This window comes from Citrobacter sp. Igbk 16 (assembly GCF_028069755.1).
In the GTDB taxonomy this organism is placed as follows: Bacteria; Pseudomonadota; Gammaproteobacteria; order Enterobacterales; family Enterobacteriaceae; genus Citrobacter.
In genome coordinates, this window is the sequence record NZ_JANEWJ010000010.1 from 92,642 (window position 1) to 114,427 (window position 21,786).

21 protein-coding genes are annotated in these 21,786 nt (G+C 51.9%); 7 read left to right on the top strand and 14 right to left on the bottom strand.

The window, feature by feature from the left end:
* Nucleotides 1-76 precede the first annotated feature (76 nt).
* The 4 genes from efeU to phoH all read left to right on the top strand — a co-directional run bounded on the left by efeU (nucleotide 77) and on the right by phoH (nucleotide 4,693).
* Nucleotides 77-910 (top strand): iron uptake transporter permease EfeU, encoded by an 834-nt coding sequence (gene efeU, locus NNO03_RS09195; RefSeq protein ID WP_271441337.1) that lies wholly within the window; start codon nucleotides 77-79, stop codon nucleotides 908-910.
* A gap of 57 nt (nucleotides 911-967) precedes the next feature.
* Nucleotides 968-2,095, top strand: coding sequence for an iron uptake system protein EfeO (gene efeO / locus NNO03_RS09200; RefSeq protein WP_271441338.1), 1,128 nt, complete (start codon nucleotides 968-970; stop codon nucleotides 2,093-2,095).
* A 5-nt stretch (nucleotides 2,096-2,100) separates the two neighbouring features.
* A complete protein-coding gene (efeB, locus tag NNO03_RS09205; protein WP_271449351.1) occupies nucleotides 2,101-3,384 on the top strand; it encodes an iron uptake transporter deferrochelatase/peroxidase subunit in 1,284 nt (427 codons plus the stop codon).
* A 520-nt stretch (nucleotides 3,385-3,904) separates the two neighbouring features.
* The gene (gene phoH / locus NNO03_RS09210) at nucleotides 3,905-4,693 is read left to right on the top strand and encodes a phosphate starvation-inducible protein PhoH (RefSeq protein ID WP_199954506.1); all 789 of its coding nucleotides are present in this window, start codon (nucleotides 3,905-3,907) and stop codon (nucleotides 4,691-4,693) included.
* A 177-nt stretch (nucleotides 4,694-4,870) separates the two neighbouring features.
* On the opposite strand, the gene artJ is transcribed toward phoH, so the two are convergent.
* From artJ to NNO03_RS09240, 6 genes are all read right to left on the bottom strand, one after another.
* Nucleotides 4,871-5,602: an arginine ABC transporter substrate-binding protein ArtJ gene (gene artJ, locus NNO03_RS09215; RefSeq protein WP_271441340.1), complete on the bottom strand. Its 732-nt coding sequence runs from the start codon at nucleotides 5,600-5,602 to the stop codon at nucleotides 4,871-4,873.
* 239 nt (nucleotides 5,603-5,841) lie between these two features.
* Complete coding sequence (gene artM / locus NNO03_RS09220; RefSeq protein ID WP_137382221.1) at nucleotides 5,842-6,510, bottom strand: arginine ABC transporter permease ArtM; 669 nt, start codon at nucleotides 6,508-6,510, stop codon at nucleotides 5,842-5,844.
* Nucleotides 6,510-7,226: an arginine ABC transporter permease ArtQ gene (artQ, locus tag NNO03_RS09225; RefSeq protein ID WP_271441341.1), complete on the bottom strand. Its 717-nt coding sequence runs from the start codon at nucleotides 7,224-7,226 to the stop codon at nucleotides 6,510-6,512. The genes artM and artQ overlap by 1 nt, the downstream gene beginning before the upstream one ends.
* Before the next feature lie 6 nt (nucleotides 7,227-7,232).
* Nucleotides 7,233-7,964, bottom strand: coding sequence for an arginine ABC transporter substrate-binding protein ArtI (artI, locus tag NNO03_RS09230; RefSeq protein WP_003027298.1), 732 nt, complete (start codon nucleotides 7,962-7,964; stop codon nucleotides 7,233-7,235).
* A gap of 16 nt (nucleotides 7,965-7,980) precedes the next feature.
* Complete coding sequence (gene artP / locus NNO03_RS09235; protein ID WP_137382222.1) at nucleotides 7,981-8,709, bottom strand: arginine ABC transporter ATP-binding protein ArtP; 729 nt, start codon at nucleotides 8,707-8,709, stop codon at nucleotides 7,981-7,983.
* 352 nt (nucleotides 8,710-9,061) lie between these two features.
* Nucleotides 9,062-9,577 carry a lipoprotein gene (locus tag NNO03_RS09240; RefSeq protein WP_200000890.1) on the bottom strand — a complete coding sequence of 172 codons (516 nt, stop codon included), beginning with the start codon at nucleotides 9,575-9,577 and terminating at the stop codon, nucleotides 9,062-9,064.
* A gap of 126 nt (nucleotides 9,578-9,703) precedes the next feature.
* Between NNO03_RS09240 and NNO03_RS09245 the strand changes: the two genes are divergently transcribed.
* On the top strand, nucleotides 9,704-10,027 hold the full coding sequence (locus tag NNO03_RS09245; protein ID WP_001160726.1) for a heavy metal-binding domain-containing protein: 324 nt from the start codon (nucleotides 9,704-9,706) through the stop codon (nucleotides 10,025-10,027).
* Nucleotides 10,024-10,854: an N-acetylmuramoyl-L-alanine amidase gene (locus NNO03_RS09250; RefSeq protein WP_271449352.1), complete on the top strand. Its 831-nt coding sequence runs from the start codon at nucleotides 10,024-10,026 to the stop codon at nucleotides 10,852-10,854. Before NNO03_RS09245 ends, NNO03_RS09250 begins: the two co-directional genes overlap by 4 nt.
* A gap of 111 nt (nucleotides 10,855-10,965) precedes the next feature.
* Here the strand turns inward: NNO03_RS09250 and NNO03_RS09255 are convergent, their stop codons facing one another.
* The 4 genes from NNO03_RS09255 to poxB form a co-directional block, all read right to left on the bottom strand.
* A complete protein-coding gene (locus NNO03_RS09255; RefSeq protein WP_137382225.1) occupies nucleotides 10,966-11,979 on the bottom strand; it encodes an NAD(P)-dependent oxidoreductase in 1,014 nt (337 codons plus the stop codon).
* A 97-nt stretch (nucleotides 11,980-12,076) separates the two neighbouring features.
* Nucleotides 12,077-13,507, bottom strand: coding sequence for an SDR family oxidoreductase (locus NNO03_RS09260; RefSeq protein WP_271449353.1), 1,431 nt, complete (start codon nucleotides 13,505-13,507; stop codon nucleotides 12,077-12,079).
* 10 nt (nucleotides 13,508-13,517) lie between these two features.
* A complete protein-coding gene (gene ltaE, locus NNO03_RS09265) occupies nucleotides 13,518-14,519 on the bottom strand; it encodes a low-specificity L-threonine aldolase (protein WP_271441344.1) in 1,002 nt (333 codons plus the stop codon).
* A gap of 155 nt (nucleotides 14,520-14,674) precedes the next feature.
* A complete protein-coding gene (poxB, locus tag NNO03_RS09270) occupies nucleotides 14,675-16,393 on the bottom strand; it encodes a ubiquinone-dependent pyruvate dehydrogenase (RefSeq protein WP_271449354.1) in 1,719 nt (572 codons plus the stop codon).
* A gap of 153 nt (nucleotides 16,394-16,546) precedes the next feature.
* Between poxB and NNO03_RS09275 the strand changes: the two genes are divergently transcribed.
* The gene (locus NNO03_RS09275; RefSeq protein WP_271449355.1) at nucleotides 16,547-16,981 is read left to right on the top strand and encodes a DoxX family protein; all 435 of its coding nucleotides are present in this window, start codon (nucleotides 16,547-16,549) and stop codon (nucleotides 16,979-16,981) included.
* An 87-nt stretch (nucleotides 16,982-17,068) separates the two neighbouring features.
* On the opposite strand, the gene hcr is transcribed toward NNO03_RS09275, so the two are convergent.
* The 4 genes from hcr to aqpZ form a co-directional block, all read right to left on the bottom strand.
* Entirely contained in the window at nucleotides 17,069-18,037 is a 969-nt protein-coding gene (gene hcr / locus NNO03_RS09280; RefSeq protein ID WP_202038973.1) for an NADH oxidoreductase, read from the bottom strand.
* A 10-nt stretch (nucleotides 18,038-18,047) separates the two neighbouring features.
* On the bottom strand, nucleotides 18,048-19,700 hold the full coding sequence (gene hcp, locus NNO03_RS09285; RefSeq protein ID WP_137382230.1) for a hydroxylamine reductase: 1,653 nt from the start codon (nucleotides 19,698-19,700) through the stop codon (nucleotides 18,048-18,050).
* Between the two features lie 155 nt (nucleotides 19,701-19,855).
* Nucleotides 19,856-20,755, bottom strand: coding sequence for a lysine exporter LysO family protein (locus tag NNO03_RS09290; RefSeq protein WP_137382231.1), 900 nt, complete (start codon nucleotides 20,753-20,755; stop codon nucleotides 19,856-19,858).
* Nucleotides 20,756-21,023: 268 nt separating this feature from the next.
* Complete coding sequence (gene aqpZ, locus NNO03_RS09295; protein ID WP_048212061.1) at nucleotides 21,024-21,719, bottom strand: aquaporin Z; 696 nt, start codon at nucleotides 21,717-21,719, stop codon at nucleotides 21,024-21,026.
* Nucleotides 21,720-21,786 lie beyond the last annotated feature (67 nt).

Sequence of the window (21,786 nt, forward strand, 5' to 3'; positions counted from 1 at the left end):
TAATGATAATCACTATCACTGTAATTTACTTTTCTTTGCATCACTTGACTGAGAATAACGTTAAAGGGTACTTCGCATGTTTGTTCCATTTCTAATTATGTTGCGCGAAGGGTTAGAGGCCGCGCTGATTGTCAGCCTGATTGCCAGCTACCTGAAACGGACTCAGCGTGGTCGCTGGATTGGCGTGATGTGGATTGGTGTGTTGCTGGCGGCGGCGCTGTGCCTTTCGCTGGGAATTTTCATCAATGAAACCACGGGCGAATTCCCGCAAAAAGAGCAGGAGCTATTTGAAGGTATCGTGGCACTTATTGCCGTGGTGATCCTCACCTGGATGGTCTTCTGGATGCGTAAAGTATCGCGCAACGTCAAAGTTCAACTGGAACAGGCTGTCGATAACGCGTTACAGAAAGGCAATCATCATGGCTGGGCGCTGGTGATGATGGTCTTTTTTGCCGTCGCTCGTGAAGGGCTGGAGTCTGTCTTCTTTCTGCTGGCGGCATTTCAGCAGGATGTGGGTATTTGGCCACCGCTAGGTGCGATGCTGGGACTGGCAACTGCGGTGGTACTGGGTTATCTGATTTATCTCGGTGGGATTCGCCTCAATCTCGGGGCCTTCTTTAAATGGACCAGTCTGTTCATTTTGTTGGTTGCCGCAGGTCTTGCTGCGGGAGCCATTCGTGCATTCCACGAAGCTGGGTTATGGAATCATTTCCAGGACGTAGCGTTTGATATGAGCAGCGTTTTGTCAACGCATTCGCTGTTTGGCACATTGATGGAAGGCATCTTCGGCTATCAGGAAGCGCCAAGTGTTAGTGAAGTTGCTGTCTGGTTTATCTATCTGATTCCGGCATTGATTATGTTTGCTCTACCACCTCGTTCAGGCACTACGGCATCACGTACCGCACCCTGATAAAACGTGATGCAAGAATATCATTTAGTTACAACATACTTTTTATAGGGATGGGTCATGACGATTAATTTCCGCCGTAGTGCGCTGCAGTTGGGTATTGCCGCGCTGTTTGCTTCTGCTTTTACCGCTCACGCTGCTGATATCCCGCAGGTAAAAGTCACGGTAAATGACAAACAGTGTGAACCGATGACAATCACGGTGAATGCCGGGAAGACTCAATTCATCATTCAAAACCACAGTCAAAAAGCGCTGGAGTGGGAGATCCTCAAAGGCGTGATGGTGGTTGAAGAGCGTGAAAACATTGCACCCGGTTTTAGCCAGAAAATGACGGCTAACCTGCAGCCGGGTGAATATGATATGACCTGCGGTCTGCTGACCAACCCGAAAGGCAAGCTGATCGTGAAGGGGACGGCAACGGCAGATGCCGCGCACAGCGATGCTCTGCTGAGCCTGAGTGGTGCAATTACTGAATACAAAGCCTATGTAACGGCAGAAACAGCGCAACTGGTGTCAGGCACGAAAGCCTTTACGGATGCCATTAAAGCGGGCGATCTGGAGAAAGCCAAATCCCTGTATGCGCCAACGCGTCAGCATTATGAACGTATTGAGCCGATTGCCGAATTGTTCTCTGACCTCGATGGTAGCATTGATGCGCGTGAAGATGATTATGAGCAAAAAGCCGCCGATCCTAAATTCACCGGCTTCCACCGCCTGGAGAAAGCGCTGTTTGGCGACAATACCACTAAAGGTATGGACAAGTACGCCGACCAATTAAACAGCGATGTTCTTGACCTGCAAACGCGTATTAGCGAACTTGCTTTCCCACCGTCTAAAGTGGTTGGCGGGGCAGCAGGGCTGATTGAAGAAGTCGCAGCCAGCAAAATCAGTGGAGAAGAAGATCGTTACAGCCACACCGATTTGTGGGACTTCCAGGCTAACGTTGATGGCGCGCAGAAAATCGTCGATCTCCTGCGTCCTCAGTTACAAAAATCCAATGCTGATCTGTTGGCGAAGGTGGATGCGAACTTCAAAAAAGTCGATTCCATTCTGAGCAAGTACCGTACCAAAGACGGCTTTGAAACCTATGACAAACTGACCGATGCCGATCGTAATGCGCTGAAAGGGCCAATCACGACGCTGGCGGAAGACTTGTCGCAATTACGCGGTGTTTTGGGTCTGGATTAAGCACTATGCAGCACGATAATGAAAACGGCGTGAGCGAACCGTCACGCCGACGTTTACTGAAAGGGATGGGGGCGCTGGGTGGGGCACTGGCGCTGGCAGGTGGGTGTCCGGTTGCCCACGCGCAAAAACCACAAAGCGCGCCGGGCACGCTGTCTCCGGATGCACGTAGCGAAGCGCAGCCGTTTTATGGCCAGCATCAGGCGGGGATCCTGACGCCGCAGCAGGCATCAATGATGCTGGTGGCGTTTGATGTGCTCGCCAGCGATAAGGCCGATCTTGAGCGGTTATTCCGGTTGCTGACTAGCCGATTTGCGTTTCTGACCACCGGTGGACCGGCGCCGGATACGCCGAATCCGCGTTTACCCCCTATGGATTCCGGTATCCTCGGCGCCTACATTGCGCCAGACAACCTGACGATGACGTTGTCAGTCGGCTCCTCGCTGTTCGATGAACGCTATGGTCTGAAATCGCAGATGCCGAAAAAGCTGCAAAAAATGACCCGCTTCCCGAATGATTCGCTGGATGCGGCGCTGTGCCATGGCGATGTGTTGCTGCAGATTTGTGCCAACACCCAGGATACCGTCATCCATGCGTTGCGCGATATCATTAAGCACACGCCGGATCTGCTCAGCGTACGCTGGAAACGTGAAGGGTTTATCTCTGATCATGCCGCACGCAGTAAAGGTAAAGAGACTCCCGTCAATTTGCTGGGATTTAAGGATGGAACCGCGAATCCCGACGCTGCCGATACAACGCTGATGCAAAACGTGGTGTGGGTCACTGCGGAGCAGGGGGAACCGGCATGGGCACAAGATGGTAGCTATCAGGCTGTCAGGCTCATCCAGTTTCGCGTGGAATTCTGGGACCGTACGCCGCTTAAAGAGCAGCAAACGATTTTCGGCCGCGATAAACATACCGGCGCACCGCTGGGTATGCAGCACGAGCATGATGTTCCGGATTATGCCAACGATCCCGAAGGCGAGGTGATTGCGCTCGACAGCCATATTCGTCTGGCGAACCCGCGCACGAAAGAAACAGAGACCAGCCTGATGATGCGTCGTGGGTACAGCTATTCGCTTGGCGTGACCAATTCCGGGCAATTGGATATGGGATTGTTGTTCGTTTGCTATCAGCACGACCTGGAAAAAGGGTTTTTGACGGTTCAGAAACGCCTGAACGGTGAAGCGCTTGAAGAGTATGTCAAACCTATTGGTGGGGGCTACTTCTTTGCTTTACCTGGTGTCAAAACCGCTGACCACTATCTGGGGCAAGCCCTGCTCGAAGCATGATGATTCTGCCCCGCAGTGCTGCGGGGCATTTCCTGACACTCTGATGAATGAAAAAATTATTTTTCATGATCGGCGGCGGCTGAAATAATTCTGTCATCTCTCTGCAAGAGACTGTTGCTGGCGATAAGATGAAATTAAGTTAACAACAAGTAAAAATATTGTTGCATTAACGAAGGGTTATGATGTAATTATAAGTAATAGCGGTAGTTCCCGGCGGTGATAGTCATTCACTATGGAGATCGCGAATGGAAAAGTCCTGTACTGGACACGTTTTTCAAAGTTATTGCAGTCCCTTACGCGGACGTTTCTCTTCCGGTAGCCATCTCGTCACCGTTAAATCTCTCTCCCTTTCACTTCTTATCCTTGTAACTGACACCCTGTACGGTGCGCGTAGCCGTGTATGGCGTCTTATCCGAAGGCAGGCAATGGCTTACAAGGAAGCCAACCCTCAGATGTTCGTGCGCATAATCGTGCCGCCAACGGCGCGTGTGATGTATACCTACAACTCAAGGTGCTATCCATGGGAAGACAAAAAGCAGTGATCAAAGCTCGTCGCGAAGCAAAACGTGTGCTGAGGCGGGATTCGCGTAGCCATAAACAGCGCGAAGATGAATCGGTCACCTCGCTTGTGCAGATGGGCGGCGTAGAGGCGATTGGTATGGCGCGTGATAGCCGCGACGCCACACCGATCACGGCGCGAAATGAAGCTCAGGCGCACTACCTGAATGCTATCGAGAGTAAGCAGCTGATATTCGCCACGGGCGAAGCCGGGTGTGGTAAAACCTGGATCAGCGCGGCGAAAGCAGCAGAAGCCCTGATCCACAAAGATGTGGACAGGATCATTGTAACCCGTCCAGTTCTGCAAGCTGATGAAGACCTCGGCTTCTTACCTGGGGATGTCTCTGAGAAGTTCGCTCCCTATTTTCGTCCGGTTTATGACGTGCTGGTAAAACGTCTGGGAGCCTCCTTTATGCAATATTGCCTGCGACCTGAGATTGGTAAGGTAGAAATCGCGCCGTTCGCGTATATGCGGGGACGTACATTTGAAAATGCCGTTGTTATTCTGGACGAGGCTCAGAATGTGACTGCTGCGCAAATGAAGATGTTTTTGACTCGCCTTGGAGAGAATGTGACGGTGATTGTGAATGGGGACATTACCCAGTGCGATCTCCCCGCTCATGTTCGTTCAGGGCTAAGCGATGCGCTGGCCCGTTTCGAAGAAGATGACATGGTTGGGATCGTTCGATTCAACAAAGATGATTGCGTTCGCTCGGCACTGTGTCAGCGGACGCTCAATGCTTACAACTGATCTGTTTTGCGTCTTCAAGGCCCGGGAAACCGGGCTTTGTTTTTTGTCCCCCTGTAAGCACAACTGACTGATGGCGTGGCCGACATTGCAGGTGAGGTCAGGTGTTCACGTTGTATCCCGCATGGATAAATAGCAATAAAAAAGCCGCAGGTCGCGGCTTTTTAAACAAGACAGAGATTACTGTGGGAACCACTGGTCACTGATTTTCTGGTACGTGCCGTCAGCTTTGATGGCGGCCAGCGCATTGTTCAGTTTTTCCAGCAATGCTTTATTATCCGGGCGAACAGCAATACCAAGACCCGTACCAAAGTATTGCGGATCGGTGACTTTTGCCGTCGCAGTACCTAACTGTGGATTGGTTTTCAGCCACTCATTGACGACGGCAGTGTCGCCAAATACGCCATCAATACGGCCATTTTTCAGGTCGATGATTGCATTCTGATAGCTGTCGTAGGCCACGGTTTTTACTTCAGGATGTTTGTCCTGCAGGTATTTCTGGTGCGTGGTACCGTTTTCCATCCCGATACGTTTGCCTTTCAGATCATCAAAGCTCTTGTAGGTGTCTTTCTTCGCAATCACCAGCGCTGAGTTGGCATAGTACGGCTGGGTGAAGGAAACCTGCTTGCTACGTTCAGGCGTGATGTCCATACCGGAAATCACCGCATCATATTTTTTGAATTTCAGCGCGGGGATAAGGCTGTCGAAAGCATGATTAGTAAAAGTACATTCAGCCTGCATTTGTTTGCACAATGCTGTTGCCAGATCGATATCAAAACCGACAATTTTATTGCTGGCGTCCAGTGATTCGAATGGTGGGTAGGTTGCTGATACACCGAAACTAATTTTATCAGCAGCTGCGGCGCCAGCGGCGAAAGTAGCAAGTAATGCGGCCAGTACTAACTTTTTCATGGTGGAACTCCCGTCTGTCAATCTTATGATTATTTACCGTGTCTGCGGCGTGGATTCACAATGCCACTTAATGAATTTGTATGCAATAAAAATGATTAAATATTTTTATCGGCATAAAAAAAGACGGACAATTTAGAATGTTGTCCGTCTTTATGTTTTTGCATTATGCACATTTTTCGGATGACGGCGCTGGCACCTTATCCGGCCGACATCGGCGCAAAAACCGCAGCGGCATCGACTTAATTCCGGTGTTCAAACGCCAGGGCTTTACGTTCGATCAAGCGCATCATCAACGTCAGCAAGCCATTGACGATCAGGTAAATCACGCCAGCTGCACCAAAGACCATGACGTCATAGGTACGGCCGTACAGCAGTTGGCTGTAGCCCATGACTTCCATCAGTGTGATGGTGTACGCCAGTGATGTACTTTTAAAGACCAGTACCACTTCGTTGGAATACGAGGAGAGGGCGCGTTTGAAAGCATACGGCAGCAGAATGGCCAGCGTATCCTTTTTGCTCATCCCCAGCGCACCACAGGACTGCCACTGGCCTTCCGGGATTGCTCGAATCGCACCATAAAACAGTTGCGTGGTATAGGCCGCACTGTTTAAGGACAGTGCGATTAACGCGCACAGCCATGGTTCGGACAGCAAATGCCAGAGCACTGGATATTCCTGCAGCGCAGGGAACTGCCCTGGACCGTAGTAGATCAGGAATATTTGCACCAGTAGCGGTGTACCGGTAAACAATGTGATATAGGCGCGAACCAGCCACACCAGCACCGGCGTTTTCAGTGTCAGGATAACAGTGAAAACCAACGCCAGAACCAGTGCCACCACAATCGAGGCGACCGTCAGCGTCAGGCTTGTGTGCAGCCCTTTCAGTAGTTCAGGTAAATACTCAAGCATTAGCCTGGTCTCCGCTCAAAACGTGTCGCGCGCAGGTCAATGCGTTTGAGAATGTACTGACTCACCAGCGTAATCACCAGGTAAATAGCCGCCGCGACGATGTACCAGGTAAAGGGTTCCTGAGTACGGGTCGCAATGCTCTTGGTTTGTAGCATCAGATCGTTCACGCTGATGAGGCTAACCAGCGCGGTATCTTTCAGCAACACCAGCCACTGGTTTCCCAGACCCGGCAGAGCATGGCGCCACATTTGCGGCATCACCAGACGAAAGAAAATCGCGGTTTTAGATAAACCCAGCGCCTGGCCTGATTCCCATTGTCCAAGCGGAACCGCTTTCAACGCACCGCGCAGCGTTTGTGAGGCATAGGCTGCATAAAGCAATGACAGTGCAATCACACCGCACAGGAACGGGCTGACGTCGAAGTTTTCAATCTGCATCTGAACGGGAATTTGCACGAACCCGAGATTGATCGTAAACCCATCGGCCAGCGTCAGCAGCAGTTGAGAGGAACCGAAATAGATAAACAGAACGACCAGAATTTCTGGTAACCCGCGCAGGATAGTGACCAGCCCTGAACCTGCCCATGCCACTGGACGCCATTTTACAGACTCCCAGACGGCAAAGAACATGGCGAGTGCAAGGCCAATAATCAGCGCACAAACGGCAAGGCCGACGGTCATCCCGGCGGCGCTTGCTAAAGGAAAAAATTCATTCATCAAATATTACTTCTGGAACCATTTGTTATAGATGGTCTCGTAAGTCCCATCTTTCTTCACTTTTTCCAGCGCAGCGTTAAATTTCTGCTGCAGCTCGGTATTACCCTGGCGCACAGCAATGCCCAGACCGGTACCGAAGTAATCTTTATCCGTCACTTTATCGCCAACTGCAGCCAGTTTCGGATTGTCTTTCAGCCATTCCGTTACCACTGCGGTATCACCAAAGACGCCATCAATACGACCGTTTTGCAGATCCAGTTTGGCATTCTGATAGCTGTCATATGGCACGGTAGTCACTTCCGGGTGTTTATCCATGATGAATTTTTGGTGCGTGGTACCGTTCTGTACGCCGACTTTTTTGCCTTTCAGCTGGTCGATGCTGGTGTATTTACCCTGCTGGCCGACAAACAGTGCCGAGTTGTCGTAGTAAGGCGTCGTGAACAGTACCTGCTTTTCACGTTCTGGTGTGATGTCCATACCGGCCATTACCGCGTCAAAGCGGCGGAACTTCAGGCTAGGGATCAGGCTGTCGAAGGCCTGATTGGTGAACGTACAGGTAGCGTCAATCTCTTTACACAGCGCATTCGCCAAATCAACGTCAAAGCCTACGATCTTGTTATTAGCATCGATGGATTCAAACGGAGGATAGGACGCTTCGGTAGCGAAACGAATGGTTTGGGCTGCGGTAGCGGAAAGACTAAAACCTGCGATTAGCGCGGCAATCAGAACTTTTTTCATTGTATTGTCCCGAATCTTAGTGAGAAAGATAGTTTTTAAACGCTTCGGTTTGCGGGTTGGCAAAGCAGCTCGCATCCCCAAACTCGACGATATGACCGTTTTCCATATACACCACACGACTGGCTGTTTTACGTGCAACTTCCACTTCGTGGGTGACGATCACCTGAGTAATTTTAGTTTCCGCCAGCTCACGAATGATGCTGACGATTTGGGCCGTGATTTCCGGGTCAAGCGCTGCGGTAGGTTCGTCAAACAGCAGTACCTGCGGTTCCATCATCAACGCACGGGCAATCGCCACACGCTGCTGTTGACCGCCGGACAAATGCAGTGGGTAGCGATCGCTGTAAGGCTTCAGGCGCAGACGCTCAAGCAGTTTTTCAGCACGCGCCAGTGCTTGTTCTTTCGTCAGACCAAGTACGCGGCAGGGCGCTTCAATCAGGTTTTGCTGTACCGTCAGGTGCGGCCAAAGATTGTATTGCTGGAAGACCATGCCCACGTTTTGACGCAGCTCACGAATAGCTTTATCTGATGGGGTTTTCGTGAAGTCGAAACGGTTACCTGCAATAGAAAGCGTGCCCGAGCGTGGCATCTCAAGCAGATTGAGTACACGCAGTAGCGAGCTTTTCCCGGCTCCACTTGGGCCAAGTAACACCAGTGTTTCACCCTGAGGGCAATCCAGCGTGATATCGAACAGCGCCTGATGTGCGCCGTAGAAGCAGTTAATGCCGTTTAATTGAATACTCATTGATTCTCGTATGCTGGCAGTCTGATAGCTATACACTTCATCCTTCAAGCTGCCTCTTTGTTGGCTGCGTTCATTCACTCCAGTCACGTACTATTCGTACGCTCCTGGAGATTCATTCACTTGCCGCCTCGACGCATCATGAATGATTTTGTGTATATTGAAGCCGCAGATACTACCTTTGGCAGAATAGTTATGCAATATTTATGCGTTAAAAGTTAAATGCAAACCGCATTCTTATCTAAACATAGCACAAAATAGCGGGGCCACCAGTGGGCAAGAATAATTGTCGGCATTCTATGCAGAATGCCAGACAATTTATGGGGGTTATGATTTGATGAGATGAATGGGGAGATTAGCGGTTTTCGACAGACTGGCGCAGTGTCCCGGCTGGCGCGTGTACGCTGCCGCCCAGATAACGCACATCGTCAACTACCCAGCACTGGCCTTCGCGGATCATCAGCACTTCATCGCGCCAGCTCTGATCGCCTTGTTTGAGTTCGACGCGCAGCGGAATATTGCGTGCATCACTATTCGGAATGGTTGATGCGCTGGCGACGCTGGCGCTGTCCGGTAACGTGGCGCGACTGGAGAACGGATCGCTGTTAAACAGTTCGCGATGCGCGTTATCACGGCTGGCATCGTTCAGCAGTTTCGCCAGGTTGTCGCTTAAGTACGGGCGCAGGGCGGTAATGTCATTGTTACGATGCTGAATGCGGTAATCATAGAATTGCTGGGCCACGCTGTCTGGCCCGCCTTCTACGCATGAACCGCTACGCGTGCCGTTATCTTTATAGACCGGCGTCACGGTAGTACAGGCGCTGAGAAGAAGTGCACAGGGGACCAGCAGAGAGAGTTTCGAGTAGCGCATAATGATTTCCTTATTAGCTTTCTACGATTAGTGTTCTACGTTGATAGAATATATCCTTTCAATGATAGTGGATCGGTTCGATAATGCTTTTGAGATCGTGCTCTTAGCGCAACAAGGAGATTAACCATGCAGTTTTCGACTACCCCTACGCTTGAAGGGCAGAGCATCGTGGAATACTGCGGTGTGGTAACCGGCGAAGCTATTTTAGGCGCAAATATCTTCCGCGATTTCTTTGCGGGTATCCGTGATATCGTCGGTGGGCGCTCCGGCGCGTATGAAAAAGAATTACGTAAAGCGCGTGAAATTGCCTTTCAGGAGCTCGGCGAACAAGCCAAAGCATTGGGCGCTGATGCGGTTGTCGGTATCGATATTGATTACGAGACCGTCGGGAAAGATAGCAGTATGCTGATGGTCAGCGTCAGCGGTACCGCGGTAAAAACTCGCCGATGAAGCGTCTGCTGTGGTTGCTGGCGTTCACGCTGCTGTTGGCCGGGTGTGCCGGCGAGAAAGGGATTATCGATAAAGACGGGTATCAGTTAGATACCCGCCGTCAGGCTCAGGCTGCCTATCCCCGCATTAAGGTGTTGGTTATTCATTACACCGCAGATGATTTTGATTCATCACTGGCTACGCTGACGGATAAAAACGTCAGCTCACATTATTTGATCCCGGCGGTGCCGCCGTTATATCACGGCAAGCCACGTATTTGGCAACTGGTCCCGGAAAAAGATTTGGCCTGGCATGCAGGGATTAGCTTCTGGCGTGGCGCCACGCGCATCAACGACACATCAATTGGTATTGAGCTGGAAAATCGCGGCTGGCAAAAGTTGGCGGGAACGAAATATTTCACCCCGTTTGAAGCAACACAGATTCAGGCGTTGATCCCGCTGGCAAAGGATATTATTGCCCGTTACGACATCAAGCCACAAAACGTCGTGGCTCATGCGGATATCGCGCCACAGCGTAAAGATGATCCCGGCCCCCTGTTCCCGTGGCGTGAGCTGGCAGCACAAGGTATTGGCGCGTGGCCGGATGCGCAGCGCGTCACGTTTTATCTCGCCGGGCGTGCGCCTCATACGCCGGTAGACACCGCCTCGTTGCTTGATGTGTTGTCGCGCTATGGCTATGACGTTAAACCTGAAATGACGCCACGTGAACAACAACGGGTGATTATGGCGTTCCAGATGCACTTCCGTCCTGCGTTGTGGAATGGCGTGGCGGATGCTGAAACCCTGGCGATTGCCGAGGCTCTACTGGAGAAATACGGGCAGGGCTAACGCAGATCACCGATGCCTGATGGCGCTTCGCTTATCAGGCCAACGGATAGTTCGGGCAGGAATGTAGGCCGGATAAGGCGCTTGCACTGCTATCCGGCAATGGCAACCCGCTTAACGTGGCAGTTTGCCGTGGTCGCGTAACCAGGCCGCGGTACGTTCAATCCCTTCGTCCAGCGTGACTACGGGCTGATAGCCTAACTCTTCCTGAGCGCGCGTTGTATCCAGCGTAAAATCAAAATTAAGCTTCGACACACCGTAATGCGTGAGCTTGGGTTCTTTAGCCGATTTATTACCAAGACGTTCCATGCTGCGGGCGATCATGTCCAGCATCGGATAAGGAACCGAACGAATACGGCAATCAATATTCAGCTCATCAATGAGCTTCTGCACGATGCTGCGCAGGGTGCGATGCTCGCCGTTGGTAATGTTATAGGCACGACCTGACGGCAGTTTATCGCAGGTTGTCTGGCTTGCCAGCCACATCGCATGCACCGCGTTCTCGTAGTAGGTCATATCTACCAGCGCACTTCCGCCGTGCGGCAGCAGAATGCTGCCGTAGTGATGCATCATATGCGCCAGACGCGGGATAAACACTTTATCATGAGGGCCGAACAGACTTTGCGGACGCAAGACCGTAAAACGGGTCTGCGGGTTGGCCTGAGCTAACAGTGCAATAACCTCTTCACCAGCGGCTTTGCTGCGGGCGAATTCGTTGGCAAAGCGATGTGGGCGGAAGTCCTCTTTGATATCACGATGGTGGTGATAGTCAAAATACAGTGAGGGAGAGGAGATATGAATAAAGTTACGCACGCCCCATGCAACGGCCCACTCGCCCAGACGACGGGTAGCACGAACGTTGGCCAGATCGAAGGCTTCCTGCGTGCCCCACGGTGAGGTGAAACTGGAGCAGTGCCATAGTGTGTCGATACCTGCGAGCATCACTTTTGCCTGCGAAGAGACCAGCTCGGTCAGATCCGCATGGACAAATTCTGCCCCCATTTTTTCCAGCAGCTTACCCATCGCTTCGTTGCGACCGGTGGCTCTGACGCTGATGCCTTTTCTGCACAAAAACTCAACCGCGTTTCGGCCCAAGCCGCTGGTGGCTCCGGTAACCAGTACCTTCATATCAATCCACTGTGTTTAAAAAACGTCGTGCGCATTCTTCCGTGAAATACGCTCGTATGCAATGGGAAACATGAAAGAATACAGTCTCTTTTTATCATTAGTCTGTGATTTGTTCTGCAAGTTTGGCAATACGCTTCGCCATCCCTCTGAAAATGAACAAGTGCGCTGGGATCATCAACAACCAATAGAAGAGACCGGGCATCCCGTGCGGGTGCCACCATGCCCGGACATCAATACGTCGGTGATCGCCTTTTTCTTCCAGCGTAAAGCTCAGGCGACCGAGACCAGGGGCCTTCATGCCAAACAGCAGAGTGAGCTGTTTTTCCGGTTCAACGATGATGACTTTCCAGCTATCAACGGTATCACCAACCTGCAATAATGGGTGTTGGGGCCGACCTTTTGCCAGCTTGTGACCTACCAACAGGTCCAACGCTGCACGAGTCTTCCACAAAATGTTGCCAAAGAAATAACCTTCTTTGCCCCCGAGGCGGTTCACGACCTGCCACAACGCTTTCCGGCTGGCGGAGGTCTCCACACTAAAGCCGGCTTGTTTGGCAAAATACCCATATTCAGGACGCCAGCGTGCAAAAGCCTGAGCGTCATACCCCCAGTCGCTGGAGTTAACCAGCTTTTCTTCTTCTTTCAGCGTACTGCGAACCGCGTCGTCGAAGGCAATCAGCGGTTGTGGGATCAGCGTCCGTAGTTCGGTGTCATCAGCCAACAGATCGTGCTTAAGCCCCTGGATTAGCGCTTTCGCCGTAGTCGGCGGAACCGAAGTGATGACATTTAAAAACCAGACGGAGATCCAGCGGGTCGGAAAGGGGATAGGGACCAACAGCCGATGCTTACCGCTGACTGTCATAAAGTGCTCAAACTGCTCCTGGTAGCTTAATACCTGCGGGCCTGCTGCTTCGAGTACGCGGTGTTTGCTTGCCGGATGGTCCAACAACGCCACCAGGTAATACATCAGGTTTTCCAGCGCGATAGGCGTGGTGCGAGAGCGTACCCAGCGTGGCGGGGTTAACACGGGTAGGTTATAGACCATGTCGCGCATGACTTCAAACGCAGCGGAACCGGCACCAACGATAATGCCTGCACGTAGCTCAGTCACCGGTACACCGGATTCGCGCAGCGTATCTGCGGTAATCTGGCGCGCACGCAGGTGATCGGACTGTTCATGTCTGGGAGCCTGCAATGAGCTCAGGAAGATCAGTTGTTTGACCGGGGTCGTACGCAGCGCATCGCGCACGTTTTCTGCGACCAGGCGCTCATGGGCAATAAAGTCGCCCCCTTCGCCCATGCCATGAACCAGATAGTAAACGGTATCAATACCCGCCAGCAGCGGCGGCAAAGTATCCGGTACATTTAAATCGATCTTATGACAGTTAACGTTGGCCAGTTGCTGCTTTTCCAGTCGTTCAATGCGACGTGCCGCAGCCAGCACCTGATGCCCTTGCTGGCTGAGCGCCTGAACCAGATGCTGACCAATGTAGCCACTGGCGCCAAGAACTAAAATCCGTTGCGGCACGCCTGACTCCTTAGCGGGTTAAAAAAGCGCGCCAGTGGGCGACGACTTCAGCAAGCTGTGCACGTGACACGTCCAGATGCATCACCAGACGTACAATCGGGGAGGCGTTAATCAGCACATCATGTGCCTTCATATATTCGCCCAGTGCTGCAGCATGTTCTTCACCAACGCGGATAAACAGCATGTTGGTGTCGTGACGCATGACGTCTGCTCCCGCTTCACGCAGCTGTTCTGCCATCCAGGCCGCGTTGTCGTGGTCGTCTTGTAAACGCGCGACGTTATTTTTCAGCGCATACAGTCCGGCTGCCGCCAGAATCCCGGCCTGGCGCATCCCGCCGCCGGTCATTTTGCGCCAGCGAATCGCGCGTTTGATGTAGTCATGGCTGCCAACCAACAGTGAACCCACCGGCGTTCCCAGACCTTTGGAGAGACAAATTGTGAACGAGTCGCAGTATTGGGTAACGTCTTTTAACTCACAGCCGTAGGCGACGATGGCGTTAAAAATACGTGCGCCATCAACGTGCAGGGCAAGGTTTCGCTCACGGGTAAATTCCCAGGCATCCTTCAGGTACTCACGTGGCAACACTTTACCGTTGTGGGTGTTTTCCAGACTGAGCAGGCGTGTGCGAGCAAAATGGATATCATCCGCTTTGATTTTTGCCGCCACTTTATCCAGTGGCAGAGAACCATCTGGCGCAGCATCAATAGGTTGGGGTTGGATACTCCCGAGCACTGCAGCGCCGCCAGCTTCATACAAGTAGTTATGAGCCCCCTGACCGGCGATATATTCCTCGCCGCGCTGGCAATGGCTGAGTAACGCAACCAGATTAGCCTGAGTGCCGGTAGGCAGGAAAATAGCCGCTTCTTTACCAGAAAGTTCAGCGGCGTATTGCTGAAGGGCGTTAACGGTAGGGTCATCTCCGTAAACGTCGTCCCCGACCGGGGCTGCCATCATCTCTTCCAGCATGGCGCGGCTGGGTCGGGTGACGGTATCACTGCGTAAATCAATCATGGTATCTCCTTATTACACTTCATCCTTCAAGCTGCCTCGGCGTTGGCCGCACCCTTAAACCCCAGTCACATAGTATACCTATGCTCCTGGGGATTTTCGGGCGAGCCGCCTTGATGCATCATGAATGATATTGTGTGTGATTTAATAAGGATGTTTTACCTGAGCCAGTTCGTTTTCGCCAGTTCGATCACTTCATCACCGCGTCCACTGATGATCGCGCGCAGCATATACAGGCTAAATCCCTTCGCTTGTTCGAGTTTTATTTGTGGTGGAATGGCGAGCTCTTCTTTCGCCACAACGACATCGACCAGCACTGGACCATCGATTGACATGGCGCGTTGCAGGGCCTCATCGACCTCAGAGGATTTCTCTACGCGGATGCCGGTAATACCACAGGCTTCGGCAATACGTGCGAAGTTGGTGTCGTGTAGTTCCGTCCCGTCTGTCAGATAACCACCTGCCTTCATCTCCATCGCCACAAAACCCAGTACGCTGTTGTTGAACACGATTATCTTCACCGGGAGCTTCATTTGTACAACCGAGAGAAAATCGCCCATTAACATGCTGAAGCCACCATCGCCGCACATCGCGATGACCTGACGACCTGGTTCAGTCGCCTGCGCACCCAGCGCTTGTGGCATGGCGTTTGCCATTGAACCGTGGTTAAACGATCCTAGCAGGCGGCGTTTACCGTTCATTTTCAGATAGCGTGCGGCCCACACTGTTGGTGTGCCTACATCACAGGTAAAGATTGCGTCGTCCGCGGCGAAATGGCTGATTTGTTGTGCCAGATATTGTGGATGAATGGCTTTATCGCTGGGCTTGGCTAAATCATCCAGCCCTTTGCGTGCATCGCGATAGTGCTCCAGCGCTTTGTCCAAAAACTGTCGATCGGTTTTTTCTTCTAGCTGTGGAATCAGGGCGAGAAGCGTGGATTTAATATCGCCCACCAGCGCCATATCCACTTTGCTGTGTGCGCCAATGCTCGCCGGGTTGATATCAATCTGGATAATTTTGGCATCGGTAGGGTAGAACGGACGATAAGGGAACTGAGTGCCGAGTAAGATCAGCGTGTCGGCATTCATCATGGTATGGAATCCGGAAGAAAAGCCGATTAATCCGGTCATGCCGACGTCGTAAGGGTTGTCGTATTCAACGTACTCTTTACCACGCAGGGCGTGAACAATCGGGGCTTTGATTTTAGCGGCAAATTCGACCAACTCTTTATGTGCCCCGGCACAACCGCTGCCGCACATCAGGGCAATGTTGTGGGAATAACGCAGCAGTTGCGCCAGCTTTTTAATTTCTTCTTCTGCTGGCGTAACTATCGGCAGCGTTGCGTGATACCAGTGCGTACTGGCGCTTTCCGGCGCGGGTTTCAGCGCGACGTCGCCAGGTAAGACGACGACCGAGACACCGCGATTTAATACGGCTTTTCGCATCGCAATCGCCAGTACCTGGGGGATCTGCTCAGGACTGGAAACCAGCTCGCAATAATGGCTACATTCGCGGAACAACTCCTGCGGGTGGGTCTCCTGAAAATAACCACTGCCTATCTCACTGGAAGGAATATGTGCAGCAATTGCCAGCACCGGGACATGGTTGCGGTGGCAATCAAACAGGCCGTTAATCAGGTGCAGGTTTCCCGGTCCGCATGAACCGGCACAGACAGCCAGCTCACCGGTCAGTTGGGCTTCTGCGCCTGCGGCAAAAGCGGCAACCTCTTCATGGCGGGTTGGCATCCAGTCAATCGTTCCCATACGATTCAGACTATCACTGAGGCCATTCAGTGAGTCGCCCGTCACACCCCAAATACGTTTAACGCCAGCTTGTTCAAGGGTTTTAGCAATAAAAGCGGCAACCGTTTGTTTCATGGTTTTCCATCTCCTTTAATGTGATACCGGTTACAAGTTTAGATGAAGATAATAGTTATGCTTCTCATTACCCCCTTATTTTCGGCAGCTTACATTTCACGAAGATAAAGCGTAGCTTGGCAGAAGACATGGTAAAACAAGGAATGAATTCAAATGGTTACAAAACTATTAAATGCAGTTAACCGGACGCTGACGCACGAAGATTTTGGCAAGTTTTTGTTACGCCTCGCTGTTGGGGGGCTGATGCTTTTCCATGGGCTGCATAAACTGTTTGCAGGTATTGATGGCATCAGTGGCATGCTGGTAGCCAAAGGATTTCCCGGCTTTATTGCTTACGGTGTCTTGCTGGGAGAGGTTATTGCGCCTTGCCTGATTATTCTTGGGATCCTGACACGCCCGGCGGCATTAGGGCTGGCGTTTACAATGATTGTGGCGTGGCTGATGGTCGGGATGGGAGAAACCTGGTCTCTGGACAAAACCGGCGCCTGGGCGATTGAGAGTCTGGTGTACTTTTTTGTTGGCGCGATGGCGGTGGCGTTTCTGGGCGCAGGTAAATATGCCCTGGGCGGCAATTCAGCCTGGCGGTGATAAATGACCGGATGACGGTATTAGTACTTTGTCCGGCCTACAACGGTTCTTGTAGGCCGGATAAGTATGCCATCCGGCAATGACTATTTACGCAAGTACCAGATCGCCCTGCGGATGACAGGAACAAGCCAGAACGTAACCTTCCGCAATTTCCGCATCGGTCAGCGTCATGGTGCTGCTGACCGTGTAGTTACCATCAACCACTTTGGTTTTGCAGCAACCGCACACGCCTGCGCGACAGGCGGCAACGACCGGAACCTTATTGCTTTCCAGCGCTTCCAGTAGCGTCGTGCCAACCGGCGCATAGAACTCTTGTGCGGGTTGCAGCTTGGTGAACTTCAGGCCGCTGGTTGCCGCTTCGGCTACCGGAGTGAAGAACTGCTCTTTAAAGAAGCGTGTTACGCCAAGTGCTTTCACTTCTTTTTCGACCAGATCCATATACGGGGCCGGGCCACAGGTCATCACGGTACGTGAGGTCAGATCCGGGACGCTCTTCAGCAGTTCGGTGGTCAGTCGGCCGGAAACAAAACCTTGAGTGGCATTGTTTTCAGCGACTAATGTCACCGGATACTCACGCCATTCATCGGCAAAGATGACATCTTCTGGCGAGCGAACGTTGAAAATCACCTGCACGTCGGCTTGTGGACGGTACTTCGCCAACCAGCGACGCATCGACATGATTGGCGTTACGCCACAGCCGGCAGCCAGCATCAGGAACTTGTCTTCCGCTTTATCTTCACAGGTAAATTCACCCATGGCATCGGACAGCCAGATGTAGTCGCCGCGCTTCACGTCGCGGGTTAACCACTGAGAACCTGCACCGTCGTCAATGCGGCGGATGGTCAGCGTGATGTACTCGCTAACACCCGGCGTTGAAGAGATAGTGTAAGCACGCAGCGTATCCGCTGAGTTACGTACGCTGACCAGTGCATACTGCCCGGCACGATAGGGATAATAGTCGTGGCATAGCAACGAAATTGTCCACACATCCGGCGTTTCCTGATGGATGTGATGAACCTGCATCCGCCACGGGCACTGATGGGTTGGCATTGTCATTCTTTACTCCTTACGCGCTCAGCAGCTGCTTCATGTCTTCTTCAACGGTGGTCACGGAACGCAGACCAAATTTCTCGTTGAGTACAGCCAGCAGATCGGGTGTGAAGAAGCCAGGTGCAGTTGGGCCAGTCACGATGTTTTTCACACCCAGTGACAGCAGGGTCAGCAGGATGACAATCGCTTTCTGTTCGAACCAGGAGAGCACCAGAGACAGTGGCAGATCGTTCACGCCACAACCCAGTTTCTCAGCCAGAGTGACGGCCAGGATAATGGCAGAGTAGGCATCGTTACACTGACCGGCATCGACCAGACGCGGCAGACCTTCGATATCGCCGAATTCCAGTTTGTTGAAACGGTATTTACCACAGGCCAGAGTCAGGATCAGGCAGTCGTCTGGTACGCTGGTGGCGAAATCGGTGAAGTAGTTACGTTCACCGCGTGCGCCGTCACAACCGCCAACCAGGAAGATGTGACGCAGTTTTTCGCGGCTCACCAGGTCAATCAGGGTATCAGCTGCACCCAGCAGCGTCTGACGACCGAAACCGACGGTTATCAGATGAGGAATCTCGCTGTACGGGAAGCCAGCCATCTGCTGCGCCTGAGCAATAACCGGACCGAAATCATCACCTTCGAGGTGGCTCACACCTGGCCAACCAACGATGCTACGGGTCCAGATGCGGTCATCATATGCGCCAACGGTTGGGTCGATGATGCAGTTAGAGGTCATGACGATTGGGCCAGGGAAACGAGCAAATTCAACCTGCTGGTTCTGCCAGCCGCTGCCGTAGTTACCGATCAGGTGTTTGAACTTACGCAGTTCCGGGTAGCCATGTGCTGGCAGCATTTCACCGTGGGTATAAACGTTAACGCCGGTGCCTTCAGTCTGCTCAAGCAGGTTGTACAAATCTTTCAGGTCGTGACCGGAGATCAGAATGCACTTCCCTTCAGTTGCTTTCACGTTGACCTGGGTTGGGGTTGGGTGACCGTATTTTGTGGTTTCACCGGCATCCAGAATGCTCATCACTTTAAAGTTCATCTGGCCGATTTCCATTGAACACTCCAGCAGAGCGTTCATATCGGAAGGCCAGGTACCCAGCCACGCCATGATTTTGTGGTATTGCGCGTAGATATCGTTGTCGTACTGACCGAGAACGTGTGCGTGCTCCATGTAAGCTGCCGCACCTTTCAGACCGTACAGACACAGCAGACGCAGACCGAGGATATTCTCGCCGATGGTCGCTTTGTCTTTATTCGGGGTGAATTCAGCGGCCTGACGTTGCAGGTCGCCCAGATCGTCGCTGACCAGTTGCAGGTCGGCCATCGGGTTTTCAACAGTTGCGTTAGCATCAATGTTCAGGCATTGCGCTTTCAGTGCATCGCGCATGGCGATAGCTTCACGAGCATAGCCAACAATACGCGGGGAGTCGAAGTTAACGTTGGTCAGCGTGGAGAAGAATGCACGCGGCGCGAAGTTATCAACTTCATGGTCGATGATGCCGTATTCACGCGCTTTAACAGCCCATGCAGACAGACCTTGTAGGGAAGCAATCAGCAGATCCTGCAGATCGGAGGTTTCAGCCGTTTTACCGCACATACCCTGCGCGTAAGAGCAGCCGTTTCCTGCCGGAGTACGGATGGTTTGTTCACATTGCACACAAAACATGGTCACACCTTTTAAAGTTATATTTGATATACATGTTTAAGGTTATGCCTGCGCGCGAAGGGATTAAAGGGATTTCTGCTACAACTTGCAGGGAGATTGATTTAGCGCAATTTTGGCGGTAGCTGACTACCGCCAGAGAGGTATTTGTCTGTGTATCAGGCGGAGAAAAAGGCCATTAACAGTGGTACTAACAGGCTAAGAATAAAGCCGTGCACAATGGCTGCGGGCACCATCTCCAGACCGCCACTGCGTTGCAAGACGGGCAGCGTGAAATCCATAGATGTCGCCCCGCAAAGACCCAATGCGGTTGAACGGCTGCGGACCACCAGTCCAGGGATCAGCATAATGGCAATCAACTCACGTGCCAGGTCGTTAAAGAAGGCGGCGCTACCAATTACTGGACCGAATGATTCAGTCAACAAAATGCCTGACAGGGAATACCAGCCAAAACCCGATGCCATCGCCAGTGCTGTTTTCAACGGCAGGCCGAGGATCAGCGCATTAATGACGCCGCCCAGCAGAGAACTGGCCACGACGACGACGGCAACAATCATGCCCCGACGGTTCAGTACGATCTGCTTTAATGTCATACCACTGTTTCGGAGTTGGATCCCAACCAGGAATAATAAAAAGATCAGCGTATATTCGCTGGCTTCGGTTGCGTGCTGCAGTATCGACAATCCGGTAAGACCCAACAGAAAACCCAGCACCACGACGCCGCAAAGCTGTAGCGACTCAAGCGCCATCGCGATTCGGGAGGGGAGCTTCTCTTGCTGGTGGCTGTGTCGCCAGGGGAGTGAGCGCTCCAGCCACAGCAGCGCTGCGATATTACACAGCAGAATGACCGTCACACTGACGGCAGAATAATAAAGAATGGATAACAGATTACTGGCGAGATTATCCAGAAACGCCAGACTGATCCCCATAAAAAAGAGAATAAGGTAGACGATCCAACTCAACAGCCGATTGATAAGTTTTAATGCGGCTCTGTGTCGAAGCGGAATGAGGTAACCCACAATAAGGGGTACCAGAATGATTAATAGCCCTGAAAACATGAAACCCCGATCCTTGCTGAGAAGTAAGACGAAATGCACAACTATAACCTAAATAATTCAAGTTGCAGGAAGGCGGCAAGGGAGTGAATCCCCGGGAGCGTACATAAGTACGTGACTGGGGGGAGCGAGCGCAGTCAACACATCTGCAACTTGAAGTATGACGGATATACACACTACTGAAAGCAAAGAGGGGAGTAAAGTTGCAAATAAAAGGAAATATAGCGAGGAAAAAAAGGCCTGACAGTTCATCAGGCCTTGTTGTTAGCGATTAATCGCGTTTTTCCAGCAGGGTACGGTAAATAAGACCGCCGACGATCCCGCCGATAATCGGCATAACCCAGAACAACCAAAGCTGTTGCAATGCCCAACCACCCTGGAAGATAGCAACCGCAGTACTACGAGCCGGGTTTACGGACGTATTGGTGACCGGGATACTGATCAGGTGAATCAACGTTAATGCAAGACCGATGGCAATTGGCGCAAAACCTGCCGGAGCATGTTTATCGGTCGCACCGTGGATCACTAATAAGAAACCTGCGGTCAGAACGATTTCAATTACGATGGCAGAAAGCATGGAATATCCGCCAGGTGAATGCTCGCCGTAACCGTTTGAGGCGAAGCCACTGGCTGCTGCATCAAAACCGGCTTTGCCGCTGGCAATAAGATAAAGTACCGCTGCTGCTACAATACCGCCCACAACCTGAGCAATAACATAACCAATAACGTCTTTCGCCGGGAAGCGACCACCAGCCCATAAACCGAATGTCACTGCAGGGTTAAAATGGCCACCTGAAATATGACCCACAGCGAATGCCATGGTTAATACTGTCAGACCAAACGCCAGGGCGACACCGGCAAACCCAATACCTAACTCTGGGAAAGCCGCGGCCAGAACGGCACTACCACACCCGCCAAAAACAAGCCAAAACGTGCCGAAGAACTCGGCTGCTAATTTCCTGAACATAACCACCTCAATTAAAAGTTCCGGGTTAGTTTTTCTATCCCGGTATTTCATCGCTAAAAGGGACGAT

Excerpts from the sequence above, each read along its gene's own strand:
- efeU (WP_271441337.1), top strand. The coding sequence starts at position 77 with ATGTTTGTTCCATTTCTAATTATGTTGCGCGAAGGGTTAGAGGCCGCG.
- efeO (WP_271441338.1), top strand. The coding sequence starts at position 968 with ATGACGATTAATTTCCGCCGTAGTGCGCTGCAGTTGGGTATTGCCGCG.
- efeB (WP_271449351.1), top strand. The coding sequence starts at position 2,101 with ATGCAGCACGATAATGAAAACGGCGTGAGCGAACCGTCACGCCGACGT.
- phoH (WP_199954506.1), top strand. The coding sequence starts at position 3,905 with ATGGGAAGACAAAAAGCAGTGATCAAAGCTCGTCGCGAAGCAAAACGT.
- artJ (WP_271441340.1), bottom strand. The coding sequence starts at position 5,602 with ATGAAAAAGTTAGTACTGGCCGCATTACTTGCTACTTTCGCCGCTGGC.
- artM (WP_137382221.1), bottom strand. The coding sequence starts at position 6,510 with ATGCTTGAGTATTTACCTGAACTACTGAAAGGGCTGCACACAAGCCTG.
- artQ (WP_271441341.1), bottom strand. The coding sequence starts at position 7,226 with ATGAATGAATTTTTTCCTTTAGCAAGCGCCGCCGGGATGACCGTCGGC.
- artI (WP_003027298.1), bottom strand. The coding sequence starts at position 7,964 with ATGAAAAAAGTTCTGATTGCCGCGCTAATCGCAGGTTTTAGTCTTTCC.
- artP (WP_137382222.1), bottom strand. The coding sequence starts at position 8,709 with ATGAGTATTCAATTAAACGGCATTAACTGCTTCTACGGCGCACATCAG.
- NNO03_RS09240 (WP_200000890.1), bottom strand. The coding sequence starts at position 9,577 with ATGCGCTACTCGAAACTCTCTCTGCTGGTCCCCTGTGCACTTCTTCTC.
- NNO03_RS09245 (WP_001160726.1), top strand. The coding sequence starts at position 9,704 with ATGCAGTTTTCGACTACCCCTACGCTTGAAGGGCAGAGCATCGTGGAA.
- NNO03_RS09250 (WP_271449352.1), top strand. The coding sequence starts at position 10,024 with ATGAAGCGTCTGCTGTGGTTGCTGGCGTTCACGCTGCTGTTGGCCGGG.
- NNO03_RS09255 (WP_137382225.1), bottom strand. The coding sequence starts at position 11,979 with ATGAAGGTACTGGTTACCGGAGCCACCAGCGGCTTGGGCCGAAACGCG.
- ltaE (WP_271441344.1), bottom strand. The coding sequence starts at position 14,519 with ATGATTGATTTACGCAGTGATACCGTCACCCGACCCAGCCGCGCCATG.
- poxB (WP_271449354.1), bottom strand. The coding sequence starts at position 16,393 with ATGAAACAAACGGTTGCCGCTTTTATTGCTAAAACCCTTGAACAAGCT.
- NNO03_RS09275 (WP_271449355.1), top strand. The coding sequence starts at position 16,547 with ATGGTTACAAAACTATTAAATGCAGTTAACCGGACGCTGACGCACGAA.
- hcr (WP_202038973.1), bottom strand. The coding sequence starts at position 18,037 with ATGACAATGCCAACCCATCAGTGCCCGTGGCGGATGCAGGTTCATCAC.
- hcp (WP_137382230.1), bottom strand. The coding sequence starts at position 19,700 with ATGTTTTGTGTGCAATGTGAACAAACCATCCGTACTCCGGCAGGAAAC.
- NNO03_RS09290 (WP_137382231.1), bottom strand. The coding sequence starts at position 20,755 with ATGTTTTCAGGGCTATTAATCATTCTGGTACCCCTTATTGTGGGTTAC.
- aqpZ (WP_048212061.1), bottom strand. The coding sequence starts at position 21,719 with ATGTTCAGGAAATTAGCAGCCGAGTTCTTCGGCACGTTTTGGCTTGTT.